The sequence below is a fragment of the Mycolicibacterium moriokaense genome (genome assembly GCF_010726085.1).
In the GTDB taxonomy this organism is placed as follows: domain Bacteria; phylum Actinomycetota; class Actinomycetes; order Mycobacteriales; family Mycobacteriaceae; genus Mycobacterium; species Mycobacterium moriokaense.
Map to the genome: position 1 here is coordinate 129507 of NZ_AP022560.1, position 20870 is coordinate 150376.

Consider the following 20870-nt stretch of genomic DNA (forward strand, 5'->3'; position numbering starts at 1 on the left):
CGTGCGTGACCGGATGGCGCCAGGGGCGCGACGAGAGTCAGGGGGCTCAGTGACTGCCAAGGGTTTCCTACACCTACCTCGTTGTACGGCGTTGATCGCGCTCATCGAAAGTCCTCAGGTGTGCTCGCCGAAATTCCTCACCTGTGAGCAGCGCTCAGTGTAGTTGTTGGCGGTTGCCGGTGGTGGTTCGGCGCAGGGTTTCGGCGGCTGCTTGGTGGTCGCGTAGTCGGTAGGACTCGCCGTCGAGGTTGATGACCACCGAGCGGTGCAGTAGGCGGTCGAGCATGGCGGCGGCGACGGTGGTGTCGCCGAGGATGTCGCCCCATGCACCCACCCCGCGGTTGGTGGTGATGACGATGCTGGTCTTCAAATAGCGTTGGGAGACAACCTGAAACAACGCTGAGGCGGCCTCGGCTGGTAGCGGCAGGTAGCCCAGTTCGTCGATCACCAGCAGTGTTGGGCCGGCGTAGAACCGCATGGTGGTGGCCCAGCGTCCTTCGATCGCGGCGCGGTGGCAACGGGCGGCCAGATCCGCGGCGGTGGTGAAGTAGGTCCGGTAGCCGGCGTGGGCTGCGGCTCGGGCAAGTCCCACGCTGAGGTGCGTCTTGCCGGTGCCTGGTGGGCCGATGAGCAGGATGTTGGTCGCTGATTCCAGGTAGCGACAGGTGCCCAACTCATCGATGAGCTTGCGGTCGATCCCGGCGGCGGCATCGACATCGAAATCGGCGAGGGTGGCCGGGTGGGCAGGCAGGCGAACCGCAACCGGCCCGCCAGCCGGCGCGCGGTGCTGGCCTCGACTTCGACGGCCAGTAGTCGCTCCAAGGCAACGGTGAGCGAGAGTCCTTCGGCGCTGGCCTGGTCCAAGACGGCGGGTAAGGCTTCGGCTGCGGCGGCTAGTTTGAGCTCGGCCAGATGCGAGCGCAGTTGTTGATAGCGGCTTGCGGCTGTCGACGGTGCTTCCTCGGCGGTGGTCGTGGTGGTTTTCGGGGTGCGTGGGGTGGGGGTCATTGGATGGTCCTGTTCTGGGCGGCCCGCTCGTAGGCGGACAGGTCGATGACGGTGGAATCGGTTGATGGAGGTGATGCTTGGACTGTTTCGGCATCGAGCCGCAGTAGTTGTGCGGCAGCGACTTTGGCTGCTGGGCCGGGTGGGATGCGTTCTTTGCGGCGGTGCGGTCGTCCGGTGGTGGCGGTGGCCATCGCGGCGGTGTCGAGAGCGATGACATGGCCGCTGTCTCGCACCATGACACCGAGCCCGTCGGCGGGCATCTGGTGTCGGGCGATAACGATCCCGCTGGCGGTGGCGATGTCGCAGAACTGGCCACCGACAGGATGGCTGACCACGACCTGAGCCGCCGCCAGTTCCGGGGGCACCGAGTAACGGTTACCGCGGTAGGACACCAACGCTTGCCGTGACGCGGTGCGGGTCTCCGACACGATCACCGGGTACGGCACGGCTGGTGTAGGCGCCAGCGGCTCGGTGGTGGCCACCACAGCGACCGAGGACCGGCCCTCGGCGGTGGCCCGCAGCCGGGTGTCGCCGCGCACCCGCGCGAAGCGGTCCACGCTGACCTGAGCCGCCTCCACGGTGGCCTCGTCAGCCAGGGTGCGCCACCAGCGTTGTGCGGCAGTGTGATTGACCTTCTCCACCACACCCTTACGGTTGCCGCGCCGAGGCGGGCAGATCGCCACCGCCACCCCGTAGTGCTTGGCGACTCCGGCGAACGACGCGGTCACCCGACCCGAGCCGGGGTCACATACCGTGGCCATCCGGTCGAAGCGCCACACCCGTGTGACGCCGCCCAGGCCTCGGGTCACCCGGTCGAGGCCGGCGACCAGGTGCGGCTGGTCTTCCGAGGGTGCCAGCGCTGCGCGCCACTTGCCCGAATGCGCCAGCGAGCCCACCAGCAGATGCGCGGTCTTGCCCCATCCCCAGGATTGCGGCGGATCGGGCAATTCCAGCCAGTCCCATTGGGTTTCATCACCGGGCTCGTGCGGGATCACCGCGTTCGGACGCTGCGTGGCCGTGCGGCACGCCTCACACCGGGCGTAGATTGCGGGCCCGGATATTGCGCGTCAAGCTCTGATACGACAGGCCGAACCCCAGCTGCTCGAGCTCGTCGAGCAGGGTACGCGCCCACAGGTGCGGGTCCTCGGTCAACCTCGCGGCGACGTAATCGACGAACGGATCGAACGGATCGGGTACGGAGCGGGCCCGAACCCCCGGTTCGCCGTCACCGTTGAGATATTTGCGGACCGTCTTGCGGTCGAAGCCGGTGTGGCGGGCGATCGCTGAGATCGACCAGCCACGACGGCGTAGGGCATGTACTTCCAAGTCGTCCTCCCATGTGAGCATGAGAAAGCGGGCCTCCTTCGATGGAACTACTGGCGTCAGACACCAGCAGCTTCGAGGGAGGCCCGCCCTTCTCGGCGGAGCCACACGGATGGGGAATTTCGATGAGCGTCAGTGGGGAATTTCAGCGAGCGCGGTCAACGTCGATCAGCGAGATGCTCGCCTGCGACTATATTACGCGAAGTGGGCGCGCTCAATAGCTCATCTACCACTATTCGTAGAGCATGGCCCTCATCTGTTGCGCAGGAAACGGCTCTCACAAGGATTCATGCGCGAGCATCCAATTTGAGGAAGGCGAGTACACCTACGTGGCGGTGCCGTCGATGAACATGCCCGAGGGCTACTGAACGGAACGTATAGCGATAGCAGGTCACGCAGCGCAGCCGGTGATCAGCAGGCTGGATGCAAGCCAGCAACCGCGGAGGAACTCCGGAGGTGACGTTGGCGATGCTTGCGTTCTGGCCGGGAAAACCCGCAGCCCTATTACTGCAGGTATATCGACTTGAGCTCGTAATAGGCCGCTAATCCCTCAGGACCGAGCTCGCGGCCCACCCCGCTGCCTTTGAAGCCGCCGAAGGGCGCACCCAGGTCGAGGTCGTAGAAGTTGACCCCGATGCTGCCCGTCTCCACGCGCCGCGCGATGTCGAGGCCCTTCTCCTTGTCAGACGTCCAGACACTGCCGCCGAGCCCGTAATCGGAATCGTTGGCGATGCTGACGGCTTGATCCACATCGTCATAGGGGATCACGGCCAGCACAGGACCGAAGATCTCTTCTCTTGCTATCCGGCTCGAATTGTCGACATCACTGAAAACCGTTGGCCTGACGAACCATCCGGCGGCTTGTTCCGGCCGACTGCCGCCGGCGACCAACGTCGCGCCGCCCGCCTTGCCCATTTCGATGTAGGACTCCACGCGGTCACGTTGCCGTCGAGATACCAGGGGCCCGATGAAGGTCGTTGGGTCGAATGGATCTCCGACGGTTAACGATGACGCCATCGCGGCGACCGCGTCTACCACCTCGCCATAACGCGACCGCGGCGCGAGTATCCGGGTCGAAAGATGGCACGTTTGGCCGTTGTTGAGCATGGAGACGGTGGCCAGCCCGGCCGCTGTGGCCGCAACATCTGCGTCGTCAAGCACGATCGCTGCCGACTTGCCACCGAGTTCGAGCGTCGCCGGCCTCAACAGCCGTCCGCAAATTTCACCGATGGCGCGCCCGGCAGCCGTCGAACCGGTGAATGCGACCTTTTGAACACCGGGATGCGAGACCAGATACTCCCCGATCTCCGCGCCTCCGGTGACGACGTTGACCACGCCCGGCGGCAGCCCGGCCCGCTGAACTGCCGCAGCCAGTTCAAGCGCATCCACGGTGGTTTCGGGCGCCGGTTTGAGTACCACGGTGCAGCCCGCTGCGAGCGCCGGTGCCAACTTGAACATCGTCAACGCTTGCGGGTAGTTCCACGGAACGATAGCGGCCACGACGCCCACTGGCTCGCGCCTTACCACGGTTTCTCCGTCACCAACGAGCCGGGGACGCCGCTCCTCCACCGGTGACTGGGCTGCCAGGGCGGCGTAGTAGCGCAGAATGCCGACCGGGCCAGCGCCCTCCGCGGGGCCGGCGATCACGATCGGCATCCCGTTCTGCGCTGACGTTAGCGACGCACGTTCGGCGGCGTTGGCTTCCAGTTCGTCGGCCAGGCGCATCAAGATGGCGGAACGTCCTTCGGCGCCGATATCTCGCCAGTCAGATGCATTCAGTGCACGCGTGGCTGCTGTCACGGCAGCGTCGACGTCGCCGGTGGCTGCCTTCGGTACCTCACAAATTTGTTGTTCGGTGATGGGTGAGATGACCGGAATGGGTTCAGCGTCAGACGGTTTGTGCCACTGGCCGTCCAGGTACAGATCGGTGTACTGGTATTTCACATTGAATCCTTTCGAAACGTTTCTGCATCAGGCCATGAGAACGGGTGTGATGGCGTCTCCGCGTAAACTCGCCTGCTCTGCTTCATCGAGCTCGTGGAGCGGATAAGCGGCCTTGATCCACATCGTCTTTCGCTCGTTCCGCTTACCGAAGCTCGAGCACGTCATGGTCGTCGATGGCGGTCAGGATGCGTCGCAACATCTCTGCCGACACCTCGGCGGGTTGCATGTGCGGCATGAACTTCGGAGGGTTGAGCGTGGTCGTCCACATCGCCAGTGCCCCGGGCAGCTGGCTGCGGTACAAACCCCAAGCATGCTCGCGTGAGGGCGCTGCACCGCCCAGCCCGGAAAACTGCTCGAGATAAGTGTCGATCAGCGCGCCTTCCCAATCCCGCCGCTGCTCGATGGTCAGCGCCGACGACAGCGCGTATGACAGGTCGCGCGACCAGTGTCCTACTGACACACATTGCCAATCGCAGAGTCCCATGTTGCCGTCACCCGTGATGTACCAATTTCCGAGATGGGTGTCACCGTGGAGAAGGGTGCGGGGCAACCGTGCATGTGCGTCGACAGATGCTTCGAATTTCGACCATAAAAGTTCACCGCGCCCGACCAGCCGGCGTGGTGTCAGCCCCAATTCGTCTGCACGGCGTTGGCCCCGCAGATGATACTTGCGAACCATCGAGATTGAGCCGGCCTCGTGCCACCATGTTGGGTATGTTCGCAACCACGCCGGCTTCTGCCGGGTGACCACATCAAGGTTGGCGCCTGCGGCATGCAGCCGAGCGAGTTGCCCGACGATCTCGTCGGCCTGTTCGCGCGAGATGCATGTCGTCGGGGTACAGAAGGTTGCAGCACGGGTAGCCGCCAGGTCTTCGAGAAGGTGCACTGTGCGGCATGAGTAGCGTTCGAATGCGCTGTAATAGCCGTACGGCGCCTCAAGCTCGAGCTTGAAGCGCAACTCGTTGTAGAACCCGGCTTCGGTGGGGGCGGTGCCTGAGAGTCCGTTACCGATTCGAGTGACGAACGTAGGGGCGCTCTTGATGAAGAGCGTGGCCGGCAAATCGTCGGATTCAGTGATTGCGCTGTAACGCAGGTGCATTCGCGCGCGAACCGACGTGCCTGCTGAGTGACGTTCGATTGAGACCGATTCGATCCGCCTCCCACCGAGCTTCGGCTGCAGCACGCGGTTGAGCCACGCCGGAGTGATCTGCTCGACGCGGCCAGGCACGGCCGCGTCTGCCGATACCGGCGTTCTTCGCAAGCCATCCACAACCGTGCACGCCGCCATCGGCGCCAGCGAACCCAGAATCTGTAGTCCGCGCCCGGCTGAGGGTGGACCGCCAATCGTCGGCGGCACTGGGTGGCCACTTTCGGCCCGACCAGTACTCGTCCTCGTCATGATCGAGAACCAGTGAGTCCTCGACGAGTCGATCGGCTTCCAAACAGAATCACGCACCGATACTAGAGCATAGTCCGTATCGCGCTATCATAAATTCCGATTTTGAAGAGGACCACCGTCGCGTTGCCGCTGGGGTCAATACGCGGCGGACCTCGATCACGAAGTGGGGATCGCCGTGCGCATGCACTTTGCCGACATCTGGGAGTCGATCGCGCTTGCCAGGCCCGACGCACCTGCTGTGATCCAAGGCGATCGCCTGCTCAGCTGGCGTGACTACGAGCGCCGCGCGGCCCGCTTTGCCGGGTTGCTTGAGCAACGCGGTGTCGGGACCGAGGCGAAGGTCGCCATACTGCTCCACAATTGCCCTGAATACCTCGAAACCCAGTTCGGCGCGCTCAAGGCGCGTGCGGTGCCGGTCAATGTCAACTACCGCTATTGCCCCGGCGAACTCGTGCAGTTGCTCGAGAATGCCGACGCGGAGGTGCTGGTCTATCACTCGAGCCTGGCCGAACGGGTCCGACCGGCGATCGCGCGGCTTCCCGATCTGCGCCTCCTCCTCGAGGTGAACGACACCGAGGTCGATGACAGCACCGCCCAACACGCCCCGTCGGTGCCCGGTGCACTCACTTACGAGTCAGCCCTGGCTGGCGCGGCACCCCAACCTGTGATCGCGCGCTTCGAGGACGACCTCTACATGCTCTATACCGGCGGCACCACAGGGTTACCCAAGGGGGTGATGTATGACATCGGCGACATGACCCGCACGTTTCTCAACGGTGGGGCTACTTTGTACGCGCAAAGCTCGGCCACCGATCCGATTGTGACCGCACCGCATGCCCTTGTGACGGCTGAGCGGCACTACGCGAACGCGACTCTCGCGTGTCCACCACTGATGCACGGCGCAGGAATGTGGATCGCGGCAATGACGCCGCACCTCTTCGGTGCCCCGGTCGTGCTCCTGCCGAACCGCAGCTTCGACGGAAAGGCTTTTCTGCACACCGTCGCCGAACAGCGCGTCGCGGTGGCCGTTATCGTTGGCGACGCTTTCGGACGGCCGATCGTCGACGCGCTAGATGCCTATCCTCCCGGCCTCGATCCGTTGGAACTGAGCAGCCTTCAGGTGATCGTATCGAGCGGGGCGATGCTGTCCGACGGTGTCAAGGACCGCCTAATCGAGCATCTCCCCGAGCTGACCGTGCTTGACATGCTCGGTTCCAGCGAGGGATCGATGGGTCGTTCAGTCGCGAGGCGCGGCCTCAGTCCCGGCGCCGCCCGGTTTGTTCCAAATCCTGGTGTGCGCGTTGTACGACAGGACGGCAGTGAGGTAACGCCAGGGTCCGGCGAGGTCGGCACCGTCGCCATAGCGGACACGATGGTTCCGCGCGGCTACTACAAGGACCCCGAGCGCAGTGCGCGAGCCTTCCCGGTGATAGACGGCGTGCGGCATTCCCTGCCCGGCGACATGGCGACGGTGGACGCCGATGGCTCGGTGCGACTGCTGGGGCGAGGCAATGCCTGCATCAACACCGGGGGCGAGAAGGTGTATCCCGAAGAGGTCGAACAGGCGATCAAAGCTCATCCCTCCGTGGCCGACAGTTTGGTGTTCGGCGTTGAAGACGAACTGCTCGGCCAACGTGTTGTGGCGATCGTCGAGTTCACACCTGGTGCCGAACCTCCGCCTGACGAGGCGGTCATCGGCGGTGTCCGCGACCGCTTGTCGAGGTACAAGGCGCCGCGCGAGATCCGCCGCGTCGCCCGCGTACCGCGCACTCCTTCTGGGAAAGCGGACTACAACCTCGCGCGCCAGCTGTTCCTTCAGAGCGAGGTTCCATCGCTCTGAACGCCTGGCGACGACACGTCGAGGCGGGCCAGGTGATTCCGGTGCAGTCCAACCTCGGTGAGGTACGCGATCGCCACGTCTCGCACACCGTCGACAGCGGACAACTCCGAGACGAAATCGCTGAGCTCGTGCACAGCTCTGCCGCCGATCTGCAGCACCAGATCGGCCAGCCCTACCGTCTGCATGCAGGTGGTCACCAGCCTCCGCCCGACAAGCGGCCTCACTGCTCTATCGTCATCAATAACGACGAACACCATGGCGAACAGCTGCCGCTCGCCAGCGCCGACCGGATCGACACCCGCCACCAGCCGCATTAAGCCGGCCTGCTCCAATCTCCGAATGCGGCTTCGCACGGTCGCATCACTCATGCCGAGCCTGCGCGCAATCTCCCTATTGGATTCGTGGCCGGCGACCGCCAACTGCGAAATCAGGGCGCAATCGAGTTCGTCGAGTGCCGGGCGCGGCGCAGGCAGATCCTCGGGTGACCATGCCTGGATCGGCAATGTGAGACTGTGCATATCGTAAGCCAGTGCACCGGTCACGACGTCGACTCCGAGCAACCGCACGTTGTCGACGCCGCCAAGAGCAGACTGCAGGACGGCGCGGATATCAGCCAAGTGGACTCCGAGTATCGCCACCACGAGATCGCATGCGCCCATGGCGGCAGCGACGAACTGGATTGACGGCAGAGCCAGAAAACGCTTCGTCAGGGTATCAATGCCCGTCTGAGGTGCCTTGATGCGAACGATCGCACCGGCACCGTACCCTGCCAGCTGCGAGTCGATCATAACCGTCGTCGCCAATACGTTGGTCTCGCGCAGCCTTCGCAGCCGAGCGGTGACAGTTTCGTCGGTAACCCCCACCCGCGCGGCGAGGCTGCGCACAGTTATGCGGGGCTCGCTCATCAGCGCCTCGCACAGTAAGCGATCTACGTCATCGAGATGCTGTCGCGGGCGGCGCACCATGGCAGAACGCTACCCGACCCCAGCCGAAAGACAGCACCGCAGGCATGCACGTAGCGCGGCTGCCGAAGCTCCCGCCATATCGATGTCCTCTCGGTCGACATCGCCCTGATGCTGCCCTCGCAATAGCTGCATCCGGGGCGGCTACGTTCTGAAGATACAGCTGACTAGTATGGTGGGATCGCTACAAGGCAGGATTTGCGAGGGCAAAAACCGTGTATTGCGCGTGCGTCCTGTCGAGCGAAGACTGATACGGAGGGATCGATGGTTGATGCGCCGTCCAGCCTGCCGGAAATGACCGGCTCGGTGCTGAGCCTGTTCCGGCTGGACGGGCGGGTGGCGTTGATTACCGGTGCCAGTTCGGGCCTCGGAGTGGGTTTCGCGACGACATTAGCCGAGGCAGGAGCCGACGTAGCGCTTGCCGCTCGTCGGGCTGACGACCTCGAGCGAACCGCGTCCGGGGTTCGCGAATACGGGCGGAGGGCGATCACGATCCAGATGGATGTTTGTGACCCGGAAGCGTGCGCATCGGCTGCTGACCGAACCATCGCCGAGTTCGGACGATTGGACATTCTTATCAACAACGCCGGGACGAACGAGGTCGGGCCTGCGCTTAAGCAGGACGTAGCCGAGTTCCGCCGAGTCATCGAGGTCAATCTCATCGGTGCCTATCAGATGGCAACCGCCTGCGCTCGGCTCATGGGTCCGGGCAGCAGCATCGTCAACATCGCCAGTGTCTACGGCCTGGTGCCGTCGCACCTGCCCCAGGCCGCATACTCAGCCAGTAAGGCCGGAATGATCGGTTTGACGCGCGATCTCGCTCACCAATGGACTAGCCGAAACGGCATTCGGGTCAATGCACTGGCGCCCGGATTCGTCAAGACGGAGATGACCGCGGAGATGAGTCAGGATGCTTTGAACCGGGCGCTGAGTCCGGCGGCGACACCGCGCATGGCCAGCCACCGCGAGATAGACGCGGCGATGTTGTTCCTCGCCTCCCCCGCCTCGAGCTACATCACGGCAGCGACGCTCGCCGTAGACGGCGGTATGTCCGGCCACTGACTCATCACTCGGCACTGACTTCCACCGGCTCGAACACGGGCACGACTTCTCCGGGATCCTCATCGGAGCCGGTCGGCTCGTATCGGACACGGACCTTCATACCTGCGGTCAGGTGCTCAGTAGTCCCGATCAAGCGAACAATCAGCCAGGGTCCTTCGGTCAATTCGACGAGGGCACTGATATAGGGCACCGAATCGGCCAACGCCGGACGAGGCGCCTTATGCACGACGACCCAGCTGACCAACGTCCCTTCACCCGACACGATCACCGGCTCCAATACTGCGAGCGGATCGTCGGGGTCGATGATTGCCTGGGGACCCAGTATCACCCCAGACGGGCTGCGAACCATCTGCAGCTGCTTGCGGCGAGCGGCATCGAAGAAGCCAGCCGACGCATCATCGCGCTTAACCGTCGGGTAGGCGTTCACGCGGCGAGCCTCTGGTGCGGACTGAGCACCAAGGTCGAATGGTGTTCGAGAATGCCTCCGTTACCGCTTACGAGCACGACGTCATTGCGCTCAGCTTGACGATCGCCGCCGGCGTTCCGGGCTTGGATGATGGCCTCGGACAGCGGAGTGAAACCCCACATATAGTAGGAGGAGAGCTGCCCGCCTCCGGTATTGCAGGCGAGCTCGCCGCCCGGGGCCAGCCGGCCGTCCGAGACGAAATCGCCGCCTTCACCCTTCGCGCAGAACCCGTAATCCTCGAGCGAGACCAGCACGGTATATGTGTAGCAATCGTAGAGCTCGGCAACATCGACGTCAGCGGCCGTGATGCCGGCCATGCCCATGGCCTGCCGGCCGGAGCGAACAGCGGGTGTCACAAGCCCCCATTCCGAACCGGCGTGCATCCGCCGTGGTTCATGAGCCTGCCCATAACCCCACACGTGCACCGCAGGTTGCGCTAGAGCGGCCGCTCTGTCGGCCGAGGTCACCACCACGGCGATCGCACCGTTGCTGACTAAGCAACAGTCAAGTAAGTGCAGAGGTTCGGCGATCCAGCGTGAGGCCTGATGATCGTCCAGGGCAATGGGCTCGCGTAGCTGCGCCAGCGGATTGCGACTCGCCCAAGCCCGCTGTGCCACCGCGATTGCGCCCAAATGCGATGACGTTGTGCCATAACGTTGCATGTGCCGCTGGGCGCACAATGCGTACAGGATGTTAGGGCTGACCGCGCCTGACACCAGCGACCAGCCAGCAAATCCTCGGCTAGCTCTTTCCATGCGCCCCTTACTTGCCGCGTGTACCCACGAGGTTCCTGCGTTCTCTCGCGGCTTCAGCGGCGTGTCGGCGAAGACGCACGTCACCGCAGTGGCGTCACCGGCTGCTATCGCCTGGGCGGCTTGAGCAATCATCACGCAGGCAGTCGCGCCGAAAGCCCTGACTTCGTTGAGCACTGACAACTCGTGCAGGCCCAGGACAGCTGCAAGCCCGATGCTGATGTCATTTGTCACGCCTGGCGACACGAGCAGACCGTCGATCTCGCTCATAGACATTCCAGCGTCTGCGATAGCACGCTGGACCGCCTCGGCGGCCAACTTCGTGGCCGATCGTCCGTAGACCTTGCCCAACTCGGTCATCCCCAGTCCGACGATCGCGGCGCTACGAGCCCCACCTCCCACGTCACAACCCCTGCCTCTTTTGATGACGCAAAAACGGTATCGAACGTAGCATATTCCCGGATTTGCGTAGACCGGGCGGTCCAGTGTCAACTGGGAGATAGGCCGCAGCGGCCTACGTGAACCGGCGACCGGGCTAGTACGCAGTACGGCCTTGTTGTCCCTACTAAAGTCGACTTTGCGTAGCCTACCTCCAATATGCTACGTACGTTGGCATGGCGGTCCCTTTGGGCGGACTCGTTGCCGTCGCGCGGTTGAACTAGGGCGATGAGTGACCCTGGCCGCCCGTGGCCGGCTGGTGTGGCGGGTCCAGGCAAAAGGAGAGTGGGATGGGTTCTTTGATCCGCCGAGACGATGACGACGGCTGGACGACGTTGTGGCTCAACCGGCCTGACAAACTGAATGCGCTGACCGTGGAATTGTTCGGCGAGCTGGCAGACCATGTCGACGCGCTGTATCGAGACAACTCGATACGGTGTGTGGTGCTGCGAGGTGCCGGTAAGTGCTTTTCTGCGGGCCACGATCTCAACGATCTCGCCGAAGGAGAAGCGACGCCAACCGCGGGCTGGCACAGCCAAATCCTGCGCCGCTTGGAAAAGCTACCCAAGCCGGTGATCGCCGCAGTCCACGGGCACTGTTATACCGGCGCGCTCGAGGTCGCCCTAGCATGCGACTTCATCATCGCCGCCGACAATGCACAGTTCGGTGACACCCATGCCAAATGGGCGTTGACACCAGTATGGGGGATGAGTCAACGCCTACCGCGACGCATCGGGAGAGCTGCAGCCAAGCGGCTCATGTTCACCTGTGACACGATCGACGTTAGCGAAGCGGAGCGCATCGGGCTGTGTGAGTACGTTGTGCCCTATGCCAGCTTCGACTCCGAAATCGCAACGCTGGCAACGCGAATCGCGGCCCACTCCCCTTTCAGCCATCGAGCCAACAAGCGCTTGCTGGAAGCAACCGATGGATACACGCTGGACTCCGGACTGCAGTGGGAGGTGCTACAGACCGAGGGGGTCGGACCGGACATGCATGCCAGAATCGCAGCTTTCACTGGTCGTGGGAAGGGAAGTCGACGTGATACCCGCCGCGTTTGATCCAGATCTCGAGGCGTTCCGCCGCGAAGTCGCCGAGTTTTTCGACACCGCTTCGACACCGGCCATACGGGAGGCCGGTCGAAAGGTGACCAGTGCCTTCGCACCTTTCGACGAGGTTATGCAGTGGCATCGCATCCTCCACACGAAGGGTTGGTCGGCCCCAGCATGGCCGGTTGAGCACGGCGGCACAGGATGGTCCATCGAACAGCGCCTCGTCTTCGCCGAGGAGTATTGCACTCGAGACCTGCCACCATTACTTCCCAACGGTCTTCAGATGGTTGGGCCCCTCCTGATCGAAGCGGGTACCGAAGAGCAGAAGAAGCGGTACTTGCCGGGAATACTGTCCGGCGAAGACTATTGGACCCAGGGATACTCCGAGCCGAACTCCGGGTCGGACCTCGCATCGCTCGCCTGCTCGGCCGTCCCCGACGGAGACGATTACATCATCAACGGCCAGAAGATCTGGGCCACACTCGCTCACCGAGCCAACCGCATGTTCATGCTGGTGCGCACCAGCCACCAGGGCAAGAAGCAGCACGGCATCACATTCCTCTTGCTCGACAGGGTCGACTATCCAGGAATGAGCGTTCGCCCGATTACCGGCCTCGACGGTCAGCCCGAACAATGCGAAGTCTTCTTCAGTGACGTGCGGGTGCCCCAGTCGGGGCGAGTCGGCGCCGAGAACGACGGGTGGGCAGTAGCCAAGCAATTGCTGCGCCATGAACGTGGCGGGGCGATGCAAGGCCCGGCAATGCGTCGCAGACTGCGGCACGTGGTCGAGGCCGCGGGCGTCACGAGGTCTCCTCACGGTTGCACGTTCGCCGAGGATCGCGTGTTTCAACGCGACCTCGGGGAACTGGAGGCTGACCTCGTCGCGTACGAAGCCTTCGAGATGTTGGTAAACAGCTCTCATCCGATGGCCTCCGGGCCGGCGACTCCGTCACTGGTGAAGATAATGAGTTCCGAGTTGGCCCAACGTATGTCGACTTTCATGGTCAGAGTGGCAGGGCTGGAAGCCATACCGCTACAGCTGGATTCCCTCACCGAGGAATCCGCACGGGCATCGACAAGCGCCTTCGATTCGGTCGCCATGCCGTATTACCTGAACACACGGGCCACCTCTATTTACGCCGGCACGAACGAGATTCAACGAGACCTGCTGGCCCGCAGCCTGCCGTCAGCCTGAAGGATTTCCATGGACTTCACCTTTTCTGCCGAGCAAGTGATGATGCGCGACACCGTCGCTCGCTATCTCGAGCGCGATTACCGCTTCGAGCAGCGCCAGACGATTCTGCGCTCCCCTGCGGGGATGTCCGAGGACGTATGGCGTCGGCTTGAAACGATGGGACTCTTTGCGATGCCCTTGCCGGAAGTCTCAGGTGGCCTCAACGGGACCCCCTCCGACATCGTCGCGGTTGCTGAACTTCTCGGACGCTACCTCGTCGTGGAGCCGTACTTCTCTTCCGTACTGCTCGCTGGCCGCGCGCTCGCCCGGGCGGAAAAGAATTCCATAGCGTTGTCGTGGCTGGGCCGAATCATCACTGCGGAGTCACGCGCCGCGCTCGCTCACGAGGAGGGACACGGCACGGCGAGCGTCGACACCATCGAAACCACCGCTCGCTTAGACGGTGATTGCATTTCGATCAGCGGAGAGAAACGTCTTGTCATCGATGGCGCCGACGCGGACATTCTTGTCGTGACCGCGCGATCGGGTGCGAATCGTCTCGCGCTCGTGGTTGTCGAACCCCCGGTGGATGGCGTTGAGATCACGCCGCTGCGGACGATTGACGGTCGGCCCGCCGCCAACATCTGCTTCAACGATGCTCGTATTCCCTCGCAAGCCCTAATAGATGACAACGCCGAACAGTCAATTCAGAACGTCGTTAACGACGCTATACTCGCCGTCGCCGCTGAGGCGGTGGGCGCGATGGGTGCACTGTTGGAAGCAACGACGGTGTACGCGCGGACCCGCGAGCAGTTCGGCGTCCCGATCGCCAGCTTTCAAGCGATTGCCCACAAGCTCGCAGATATGAGCCTTGCCTACGTCAAGGCACGTTCAACTCTGCTCTACACCACCGCACTTGCAGACGTTGGCCGTGCGTCCTCTAGGGACTTCAGTGTTTTGAAAGCTCAGGTGGGCCGCCTCGGGCGCGGATTCGCTGAGTCCGCGGTTCAAATCCATGGCGGTGTCGGGATGACGGATGAGATAGCCGTGGGGCACCATCTGAAACGCATCCTCGCCATCGACGCGATGTTCGGCCCAGCCGATTACCATCTTCAAGTGGTTGGTGCGACGGGGCAAGAGCAGTAGATAAGCTCACCGTTGCCCGCCACGATCGCATCTGATTTTCCTCACTCGGTGGCTCGGTCGAGCATCACCTCATGGCGCGACCGTGAGTCGAGTCCGCCGGACCGCCGGCCATCACTGACCCCGGTCGGCTTGGCCCCTTCGGCGAACTACGCATCCGCTCTGATCAGCCCTAACACTTTGCGAGTTGATCGAACGGCGTGAAATGCAGTTTACTTAGCGCTATGGCCCGTGATCTATGCATATTCGGTATGGGTAGTGCCAGAACTGAGAATATGCGTTGTATCGGGCTCCAGCGAGATACGCGCTCAAGCCCGCCCATGAGGATGGCGACGTCCGCGCCATCACGGTAGAGGAATGTGATTACTGAAGTTGAAAGAGACGACCAAAATGAACCCTGCCGTCGCCGCGAGACCGGCGACTCTGCGTGACTACGGCGCCTTGGTCACAGGAGGCGGATCCGGATTGGGCCGAGCCTGCGCCGCCGCATTGGCGGCGGCCGGAGCAACAGTCACTATTTGCGGGCGAGATGAGGACAAGCTGCGCGCGGGAGTGAAGGAGATCGGCGGATCCACGCGTTTCATCCGCGCCGACGTTACCGATGAAGCTCAGGTAGCCGCCGCGGTCGAGTATGCCGCCGCAGCACCGGCCGGTTTGCGAGTGGTTGTCGCTAACGCAGGCGGCGGCGGATCGCCAGGACCGCTGGTCCTCACCGATGTGCAAGCCTGGAACGACACACTGGCCGTTAACTTGACGGGCGCCTTTCTGACCGTCAAACACAGCGCTCCCGAGATGGCACGGTGCCGTGGCGGATCGATTGTCGTCATCTCGTCCATTGCCGGTGTGCTGACCCACCCGTATTTGGCGCCGTACTCCATCGCAAAAGCCGCTGTGGAGATGTTGACACGAAACGCGGCCGACGAAATGGGCAGGTTCGGCGTCCGCGTCAACGCAATCCGGCCAGGCCTCGTTCCAACAGACGCCACACAGCCGTTCCATGATGACATTCCCACACGAGCGGACTACCTCAATCAAATGCCCCTATCGCGGCTGGGTACCTCGCACGACATCGCAGAGGCCGTGCTTTTCCTGGCCAGCGATGCGTCTGCCTGGATAACCGGTCAGGTCTTCGGTGTCGACGGCGGGCACAGCCTTCGTCGCGGACCGGACCTGTATCACGTCATCGGCCGGCATTTCGCCGACGCCGAGGCCGAGCGTATGCAGAAAGGCGGCAGCACATGATCAAGACCGAAAACGAGATCGCCGCCTGCTCGCAGTACAACCTGGCGAGCCTCTTCGAGCTTGTCGCACAGGCTATTCCGCAGCGGCAGGCCTTGGTAGCCGGCTCATCGCGGTTGACGTATCAGCAACTCGACGACCGAGCCGGCCGGCTCGGCGCCCACTTGTTGGAAGTGAACGTCCAACCTGGGCAGCACGTCGCGATTTTGGCGTGGAACCGCGCCGAATGGGTCGAATCCATGTTGGCTTGCTTCAAGATCCGAGCGGTGCCGGTCAACGTCAACTACCGCTACGTCGACTCCGAGATCCGCCATCTCCTGTCAGATTCGCAGGCCGTAGCTGTCATCGCAGAACGAAGTTTCGTCCCGACGATCGATCGGCTGTGGGCTGAACTACCCGCGCTGCGTCACCTCGTCGTCATCGAGGATGCGGGCAGTGCCCCTGTCGGCGGGGCAGGTGTCGCCTATGAAGAATCGCTGGCGTCCGCAGACCCGGCAGCGTCCATAATGCCCCGAAGCTCTGACGATCACTACTTGCTGTACACCGGCGGCACGACCGGAATGCCTAAGGGCGTTCTGTGGCGCTCGGAAGACATCTTTTTCGCCGCACTACAAGGCGGTCATCCTGGCGGTGAACCGATTCAACGCCCTGGCGAAATCGTCAAACACCTGGTCGGTGAACCGCGCCCCTGGTTAGTCACCTCGCCGCTGATGCACGGCAACGGTCAATGGAACACTCTGACTCCCTTGTTGTCCGGCCGCGGAGCCATCCTGTGGACTCAGCACAAATACGATCCGGCTGGTGTGGCCGAACTAGCCGCCATCGAGGGACCGGAGCTATTAGTGCTCATTGGCGATGGCATGGCGCGCCCCTTCGCTGACACTTTGTCGAAACAGTCGCATAGCTGGGATCTGTCCACGCTCCGATTCATCTCTTCCGGCGGAGCGACGCTTTCACCAATCGTCAAACGAGAGTTGAAAAGATCGCTTCCCGATGTCGTCGTCCTGGACGGCTTCGGTTCTTCGGAGACCGGCGCTAACGGCGTAGCGATCGGAAATGGAGAAAACGGTGCCGCCAAGTTCCGCGTGGGCGCGGGCACCACGGTCGTCGACGACGAGCTCAGACCGATGTCCCCTGGGACGGGGCGAGCCGGCCGACTCGCCCGTACCGGCAGGATCCCGTTGGCCTATTGGAACGATCCGGCGAAGACCGCCGCGACATTCCCGATCGGACCCGACGGCACGCGCTGGGCCATTCCCGGCGATCGAGCGGTGCTAGAGGTCGACGGCACCATCACACTTCTCGGTCGCGGGTCCATGTGCATCAACACTGGAGGCGAGAAGGTATACCCGCACGAAGTGGAGGGCGTATTGATGGCACATCCCGCCATAGCCGACGCGGTGGTGGTTGGTATGCCTCATGAACGGTTTGGCCAACAAGTAGCTGCAGTCGCCGTATCGCGAACCGCACCTGCGCCCGCATTGGATACGTTGCGAGATGACTTAAGGCATCAGCTGGCCGCCTACAAGCTTCCCCGAAGGCTGGTACTGGTTGACGCAATCCGACGTACCGCGGCCGGGAAACCCGACTACGTCTGGGCGCGCGAAGTGTTGCGCAATTCCACCGATCCGGAAGTCGCGCTCGACCCCAAGGCGGGGTCTGCTACCCAACCAGGAGTCTCCACATGACCTGCCCCTCCCGAGGACCATCCCAGGCCACACTTGAGACAATGAGCCGGGCGGCCATGCAGTCGGCGGAGGGCGCTCCACCCCCGGCGGGCCTGTTAGACCCGTACTTCTACGCAGATATCACGGGAATGGACAACACTTTTCGCCGGTGGCGCGCCAACGGACCGGTTTACCACGACGAAGCGACTGGCGTGCTCGGCGTCCTGGACCACGCATCTATCCTTCACATCGAGCGCCATCCGACGCGTTTCGTCAACGGACTCGGATATCGGTCGTGGCAATCACTGCGCGAGAAGAACATGATTGCGCAAGATGACCCCGAACACAGTCGACTACGAGGCCTGGTACGCGATCGCTTCACACCCAGAGCGGTGCAATCGTGGGAGCCGGTAATCCGTGAAACCGTGCGGGATCTTCTCCATGCCATGATGACCAAGGACTCCGCCGACATCGTAAGCGAACTTGCCGCACCTTTGCCCGCTCGACTGACCACAAAGCTGCTTGGTTTCGAAGAGGATTCATGGCCCGAAATTCGTTCGTGGTCAGAGCGTTTGATGCGGATCGATTCACTTCCTCACGACTACAATGTCGCACACGACCTCATTGAAGCGACCTTCGAGATAGGGGAAGCTCTCGACAATTTGGTACCGCGACGTCGGGAGTGTCCCCTTGACGACGTGCTGTCGGTGTGGGCAACCAGCGACATGACGCGAGCGGCTATCTTCGATGAGACAGGACTATTTGTCTCGGGCGCAGCAGAAACCACGCGGACGGTGATCAGTAGGGGCCTCCGCGCTCTCTGCGACCATCCCCAGCAGTGGGAACGGCTTGCGGGAGAACCTGGGATGATTCCTTCCGCCGTCGAAGAGTTGATCCGATGGGTCACACCGATCAACAATTTCTTTAGAACCGTGACGACATCGACCAGCATCGGCGCAGTCCCGGTCGAACCCGGTGACCGAATAGTATTGCTGTATCGATCGGCGAACCGCGACGAGGCCGTTTTCGCAGACGCATTCCAGTTTGATACATCGCGACACCCGAACCCGCATCTGGCATTTGGCTCAGGCGTGCACTTCTGTCTAGGCGCCCACCTCGCTAGACTGCAGCTCAAGGTCCTGCTCGAAGAACTGGTTCGCCGCATCACTGCTTTGACACCGCTGACTGAACCCGAGATCGAGCCCAACATCTTCGTCAGTGCGGTGCGGTCCTTCAAATTAGGCTACGAAGTGCGTTAGTGGACGGTCTTGGTGTCGCCCGTCCCTCGCCCAGGACCCCGAGATTGCTGCGCCCAGAAGGAAGACACGTGGCAAACGGCACGGCATCTGCAGACCGAGTCATTCGCGTCGACGTCAACGCCGGGATGGAAAGTCACGCCCAGATGACCCATGCCACACGACCTACCCGCTAGGCGATCTGCCGCGCGAGTACGAATGATCACGACTCGTCAAACAACTTGTCGCCGACTCGGCCGAACCTGATTTGGTGCGGCCCGCGCCGATCTGACAGACCCAAAGGTATCGAGCGCGACGCGGGGTTCGGGCGCTTGTGCAGACAACCACACCGGGTATGCCGTGAATTCGGGCGACATCGAGCCACCGCCGGCGTGGGGACCACAGCGAGAAGGTTGCGCACATTGCGCTGATCACCGCTCCGGTGCCTCACCGCCGCTGAACGGCCGCCCGAATCCGCGTCACCACGCCACCCTGAACAACTCCGGCGTCTTTCAGAACTTCGCCAGCGCAATGCTTCCCCGGTAGACCCGACACGCCACCGCCGGGATGGCAGCTGGCCGACGCCAGGTACAGACCCGGAATCGGCGTGCGATAAGCACCTACCCCAGGCGCGGGGCGCAGCCCACCCATCCTGGTGGGGACGTTGTCGATGTGGTAGATGCAGCCATTCTCGGCGCCGGTGCGCTCGGCGAGATCCTCAGCGGTCTCGACGAAAGCGCCGATCTTGGAGCGCGAGAAATTCGGTGCGGCGGATGCCACCTTGTCCTCGAGCCTACGCTGTGCTTCGGCGCGCCATTTGTCCCAACCCCCAACGGGTTTCACGGGGGCGGGGGCGTACAGCTGCACGACATCCTGCCCCTCGGGGGCCTGGCTTCCGTCGACGGCCGACAGGATGCCGAGACAGAACGTCGTCCGATCAGGCACCTCGCCGCGCGCGGACTGCTCGCCGGCAGCGACGACTTCTTCGAGCGAGCCCATGTAGAGGGCGGGCTTGCGAAGGTCGACCCCGTCCGTTCGCTTAGGCTGGTGGTGGGGCAGATCGAGGCGGGTCGACAGCGCCGCATTGATGGTGAACGTGCCGAGGCCGGTCGAGTTGGCCGGAGCCCGTCGGATTCGCTCGGCGATCTCAGCGCCCATGGCGTCACCCACCATTGCGGGCACGCGATGGACCGGGCAGGCAGCAATGACGGCGCTGTCAGCCGAATGTACGGTGCCGTCGGACAACTCGACTATGCCCCCACGCTTACCCATCCGGATGGCGGCCACCTCACTGCCCAGCCGGACACCACCACCGTGAGCGACGAAGCACCGCTCCAGGGCGGCCACCAAACCACCGATTCCGCCGACCGGACGTGCCGCACCCTGATGGTGGATCATGGCGGGAGCCAGCACAGCGATTGCACTTCCGTCGACCGTTAGCGGGGCGAGAATCGCGCCGGTTCCGGCGAAGATCCCCCTCACCGCTTCAGATTCGAAGAGCGAGTCGATGCCGTCTGCGGCAGTGGTGGTCAGTGCCGACGACAGCAGCGCCCGCGCCCGGCTGCCACCCGCCACCGCACGCATCGCCGCAATCAGTGTCGCGCGGCTCGGGCGCTTGGGATGCGACAAGCCGTACGCGTCCTGAATCTTGAGGATCTTGACCGCTGCACCGATGAGATCGGCGTACGTTTCGGCATCCCGCCTGGAGAACCGCCGGATGTCGTCCACGGTCCCGCGCAGATCAGGTTGCACAACGAGAGACTCTCCTTGATCACCCAGCCACGCCCAGCCTGCAGCGTCCAGATCGCGGTGGCCGTACCGCCCGAGATCGAGTTCTCGACCCACACCACCGGCGCGGAAGTAGACGTTCTCCCAGGCGCCGGGACTGAGAATGTGGTCGGGAGCCTCTGGGACGAACGCGCGCGAGGCGGCCATACCCCCGAGCCAGTCTCGCTGCTCCAGCAGCAACACCCGAAGGCCGGCCTTTGCGAGATAGCAGCCTGCCACGAGCCCGTTGTGGCCACCACCCACGATGATCACGTCGTGCGCTTGGCCGTCAATTGCGTGCATTAAAGTCGACGCACCTCTCGTCGCTGCTGCGGATCGAACGTCGGGGTAAACGACCATCCGGCGACGCTCGCCTGCGCGCCTGGTCTTACGTTACCT

General features: G+C 63.1%; 14 protein-coding genes and 2 pseudogenes. 8 read left to right on the forward strand and 8 right to left on the reverse strand.

Annotation, left to right across the window (positions count from 1 at the left end; all coding sequences use genetic code 11):
• Positions 1–154: 154 nt before the first annotated feature.
• The 4 genes and pseudogenes from istB to G6N43_RS00580 form a co-directional block, all read right to left on the reverse strand.
• Positions 155–1008, reverse strand: a pseudogene (gene istB, locus G6N43_RS00565) (IS21-like element helper ATPase IstB).
• A pseudogene (locus G6N43_RS00570) lies at positions 1005–2355 on the reverse strand (IS21/IS408/IS1162 family transposase). The pseudogenes istB and G6N43_RS00570 overlap by 4 nt, the downstream one beginning before the upstream one ends.
• 480 nt (positions 2356–2835) lie before the next feature.
• Positions 2836–4275 (reverse strand): aldehyde dehydrogenase, encoded by a 1440-nt coding sequence (locus G6N43_RS00575; protein ID WP_083152962.1) that lies wholly within the window; start codon positions 4273–4275, stop codon positions 2836–2838.
• A gap of 142 nt (positions 4276–4417) precedes the next feature.
• Positions 4418–5503, reverse strand: a complete 1086-nt coding sequence (locus tag G6N43_RS00580; RefSeq protein WP_165761878.1) for an aminoglycoside phosphotransferase family protein — start codon at positions 5501–5503, stop codon at positions 4418–4420.
• Between the two features lie 352 nt (positions 5504–5855).
• Here G6N43_RS00580 and G6N43_RS00585 point away from each other — a divergent pair, with 352 nt between their 5' ends.
• Positions 5856–7514 (forward strand): AMP-binding protein, encoded by a 1659-nt coding sequence (locus G6N43_RS00585; RefSeq protein ID WP_207569319.1) that lies wholly within the window; start codon positions 5856–5858, stop codon positions 7512–7514.
• Here the strand turns inward: G6N43_RS00585 and G6N43_RS00590 are convergent.
• Entirely contained in the window at positions 7490–8479 is a 990-nt protein-coding gene (locus G6N43_RS00590; protein WP_083152965.1) for an Lrp/AsnC family transcriptional regulator, read from the reverse strand. The genes G6N43_RS00585 and G6N43_RS00590 overlap by 25 nt on opposite strands.
• A 261-nt stretch (positions 8480–8740) precedes the next feature.
• On the opposite strand from G6N43_RS00590, the gene G6N43_RS00595 reads away from it, so the two are divergent.
• Positions 8741–9538 (forward strand): SDR family NAD(P)-dependent oxidoreductase, encoded by a 798-nt coding sequence (locus G6N43_RS00595; RefSeq protein WP_197745399.1) that lies wholly within the window; start codon positions 8741–8743, stop codon positions 9536–9538.
• A gap of 4 nt (positions 9539–9542) precedes the next feature.
• On the opposite strand, the gene G6N43_RS00600 is transcribed toward G6N43_RS00595, so the two are convergent.
• Positions 9543–9965, reverse strand: coding sequence for a Zn-ribbon domain-containing OB-fold protein (locus G6N43_RS00600; protein ID WP_083152967.1), 423 nt, complete (start codon positions 9963–9965; stop codon positions 9543–9545).
• The gene (locus tag G6N43_RS00605) at positions 9962–11026 is read right to left on the reverse strand and encodes a thiolase family protein (protein ID WP_456094029.1); all 1065 of its coding nucleotides are present in this window, start codon (positions 11024–11026) and stop codon (positions 9962–9964) included. Before G6N43_RS00605 ends, G6N43_RS00600 begins: the two co-directional genes overlap by 4 nt.
• 458 nt (positions 11027–11484) lie before the next feature.
• On the opposite strand from G6N43_RS00605, the gene G6N43_RS00610 reads away from it, so the two are divergent.
• The 6 genes from G6N43_RS00610 to G6N43_RS00635 all read left to right on the forward strand — a co-directional run bounded on the left by G6N43_RS00610 (position 11485) and on the right by G6N43_RS00635 (position 18728).
• Positions 11485–12255 carry an enoyl-CoA hydratase/isomerase family protein gene (locus G6N43_RS00610; RefSeq protein ID WP_083152969.1) on the forward strand — a complete coding sequence of 257 codons (771 nt, stop codon included), beginning with the start codon at positions 11485–11487 and terminating at the stop codon, positions 12253–12255.
• Positions 12191–13441, forward strand: coding sequence for an acyl-CoA dehydrogenase family protein (locus tag G6N43_RS00615; RefSeq protein ID WP_083153131.1), 1251 nt, complete (start codon positions 12191–12193; stop codon positions 13439–13441). The genes G6N43_RS00610 and G6N43_RS00615 overlap by 65 nt, the downstream gene beginning before the upstream one ends.
• A gap of 9 nt (positions 13442–13450) precedes the next feature.
• Positions 13451–14566 carry an acyl-CoA dehydrogenase family protein gene (locus G6N43_RS00620; protein ID WP_083152970.1) on the forward strand — a complete coding sequence of 372 codons (1116 nt, stop codon included), beginning with the start codon at positions 13451–13453 and terminating at the stop codon, positions 14564–14566.
• 387 nt (positions 14567–14953) lie between these two features.
• Positions 14954–15805, forward strand: a complete 852-nt coding sequence (locus tag G6N43_RS00625) for an SDR family NAD(P)-dependent oxidoreductase (protein ID WP_083152971.1) — start codon at positions 14954–14956, stop codon at positions 15803–15805.
• Positions 15802–17490, forward strand: coding sequence for an acyl-CoA synthetase (locus G6N43_RS00630; RefSeq protein ID WP_083152972.1), 1689 nt, complete (start codon positions 15802–15804; stop codon positions 17488–17490). Before G6N43_RS00625 ends, G6N43_RS00630 begins: the two co-directional genes overlap by 4 nt.
• Before the next feature lie 41 nt (positions 17491–17531).
• Positions 17532–18728, forward strand: a complete 1197-nt coding sequence (locus G6N43_RS00635) for a cytochrome P450 (protein ID WP_163657920.1) — start codon at positions 17532–17534, stop codon at positions 18726–18728.
• Positions 18729–19151: 423 nt separating this feature from the next.
• On the opposite strand, the gene G6N43_RS00640 is transcribed toward G6N43_RS00635, so the two are convergent.
• Positions 19152–20774, reverse strand: a complete 1623-nt coding sequence (locus tag G6N43_RS00640) for a phytoene desaturase family protein (RefSeq protein ID WP_163657921.1) — start codon at positions 20772–20774, stop codon at positions 19152–19154.
• Between the last annotated feature and the right edge of the window lie 96 nt (positions 20775–20870).

Excerpts from the sequence above, each read along its gene's own strand:
- G6N43_RS00595 (WP_197745399.1), top strand. The coding sequence starts at position 8,741 with ATGGTTGATGCGCCGTCCAGCCTGCCGGAAATGACCGGCTCGGTGCTG.
- G6N43_RS00590 (WP_083152965.1), bottom strand. The coding sequence starts at position 8,479 with ATGGTGCGCCGCCCGCGACAGCATCTCGATGACGTAGATCGCTTACTG.
- G6N43_RS00625 (WP_083152971.1), top strand. The coding sequence starts at position 14,954 with ATGAACCCTGCCGTCGCCGCGAGACCGGCGACTCTGCGTGACTACGGC.
- G6N43_RS00640 (WP_163657921.1), bottom strand. The coding sequence starts at position 20,774 with ATGCACGCAATTGACGGCCAAGCGCACGACGTGATCATCGTGGGTGGT.
- G6N43_RS00630 (WP_083152972.1), top strand. The coding sequence starts at position 15,802 with ATGATCAAGACCGAAAACGAGATCGCCGCCTGCTCGCAGTACAACCTG.
- G6N43_RS00605 (WP_456094029.1), bottom strand. The coding sequence starts at position 11,026 with ATGAGCGAGATCGACGGTCTGCTCGTGTCGCCAGGCGTGACAAATGAC.
- G6N43_RS00620 (WP_083152970.1), top strand. The coding sequence starts at position 13,451 with ATGGACTTCACCTTTTCTGCCGAGCAAGTGATGATGCGCGACACCGTC.
- G6N43_RS00610 (WP_083152969.1), top strand. The coding sequence starts at position 11,485 with ATGGGTTCTTTGATCCGCCGAGACGATGACGACGGCTGGACGACGTTG.
- G6N43_RS00635 (WP_163657920.1), top strand. The coding sequence starts at position 17,532 with ATGAGCCGGGCGGCCATGCAGTCGGCGGAGGGCGCTCCACCCCCGGCG.
- G6N43_RS00615 (WP_083153131.1), top strand. The coding sequence starts at position 12,191 with ATGCCAGAATCGCAGCTTTCACTGGTCGTGGGAAGGGAAGTCGACGTG.
- G6N43_RS00585 (WP_207569319.1), top strand. The coding sequence starts at position 5,856 with ATGCACTTTGCCGACATCTGGGAGTCGATCGCGCTTGCCAGGCCCGAC.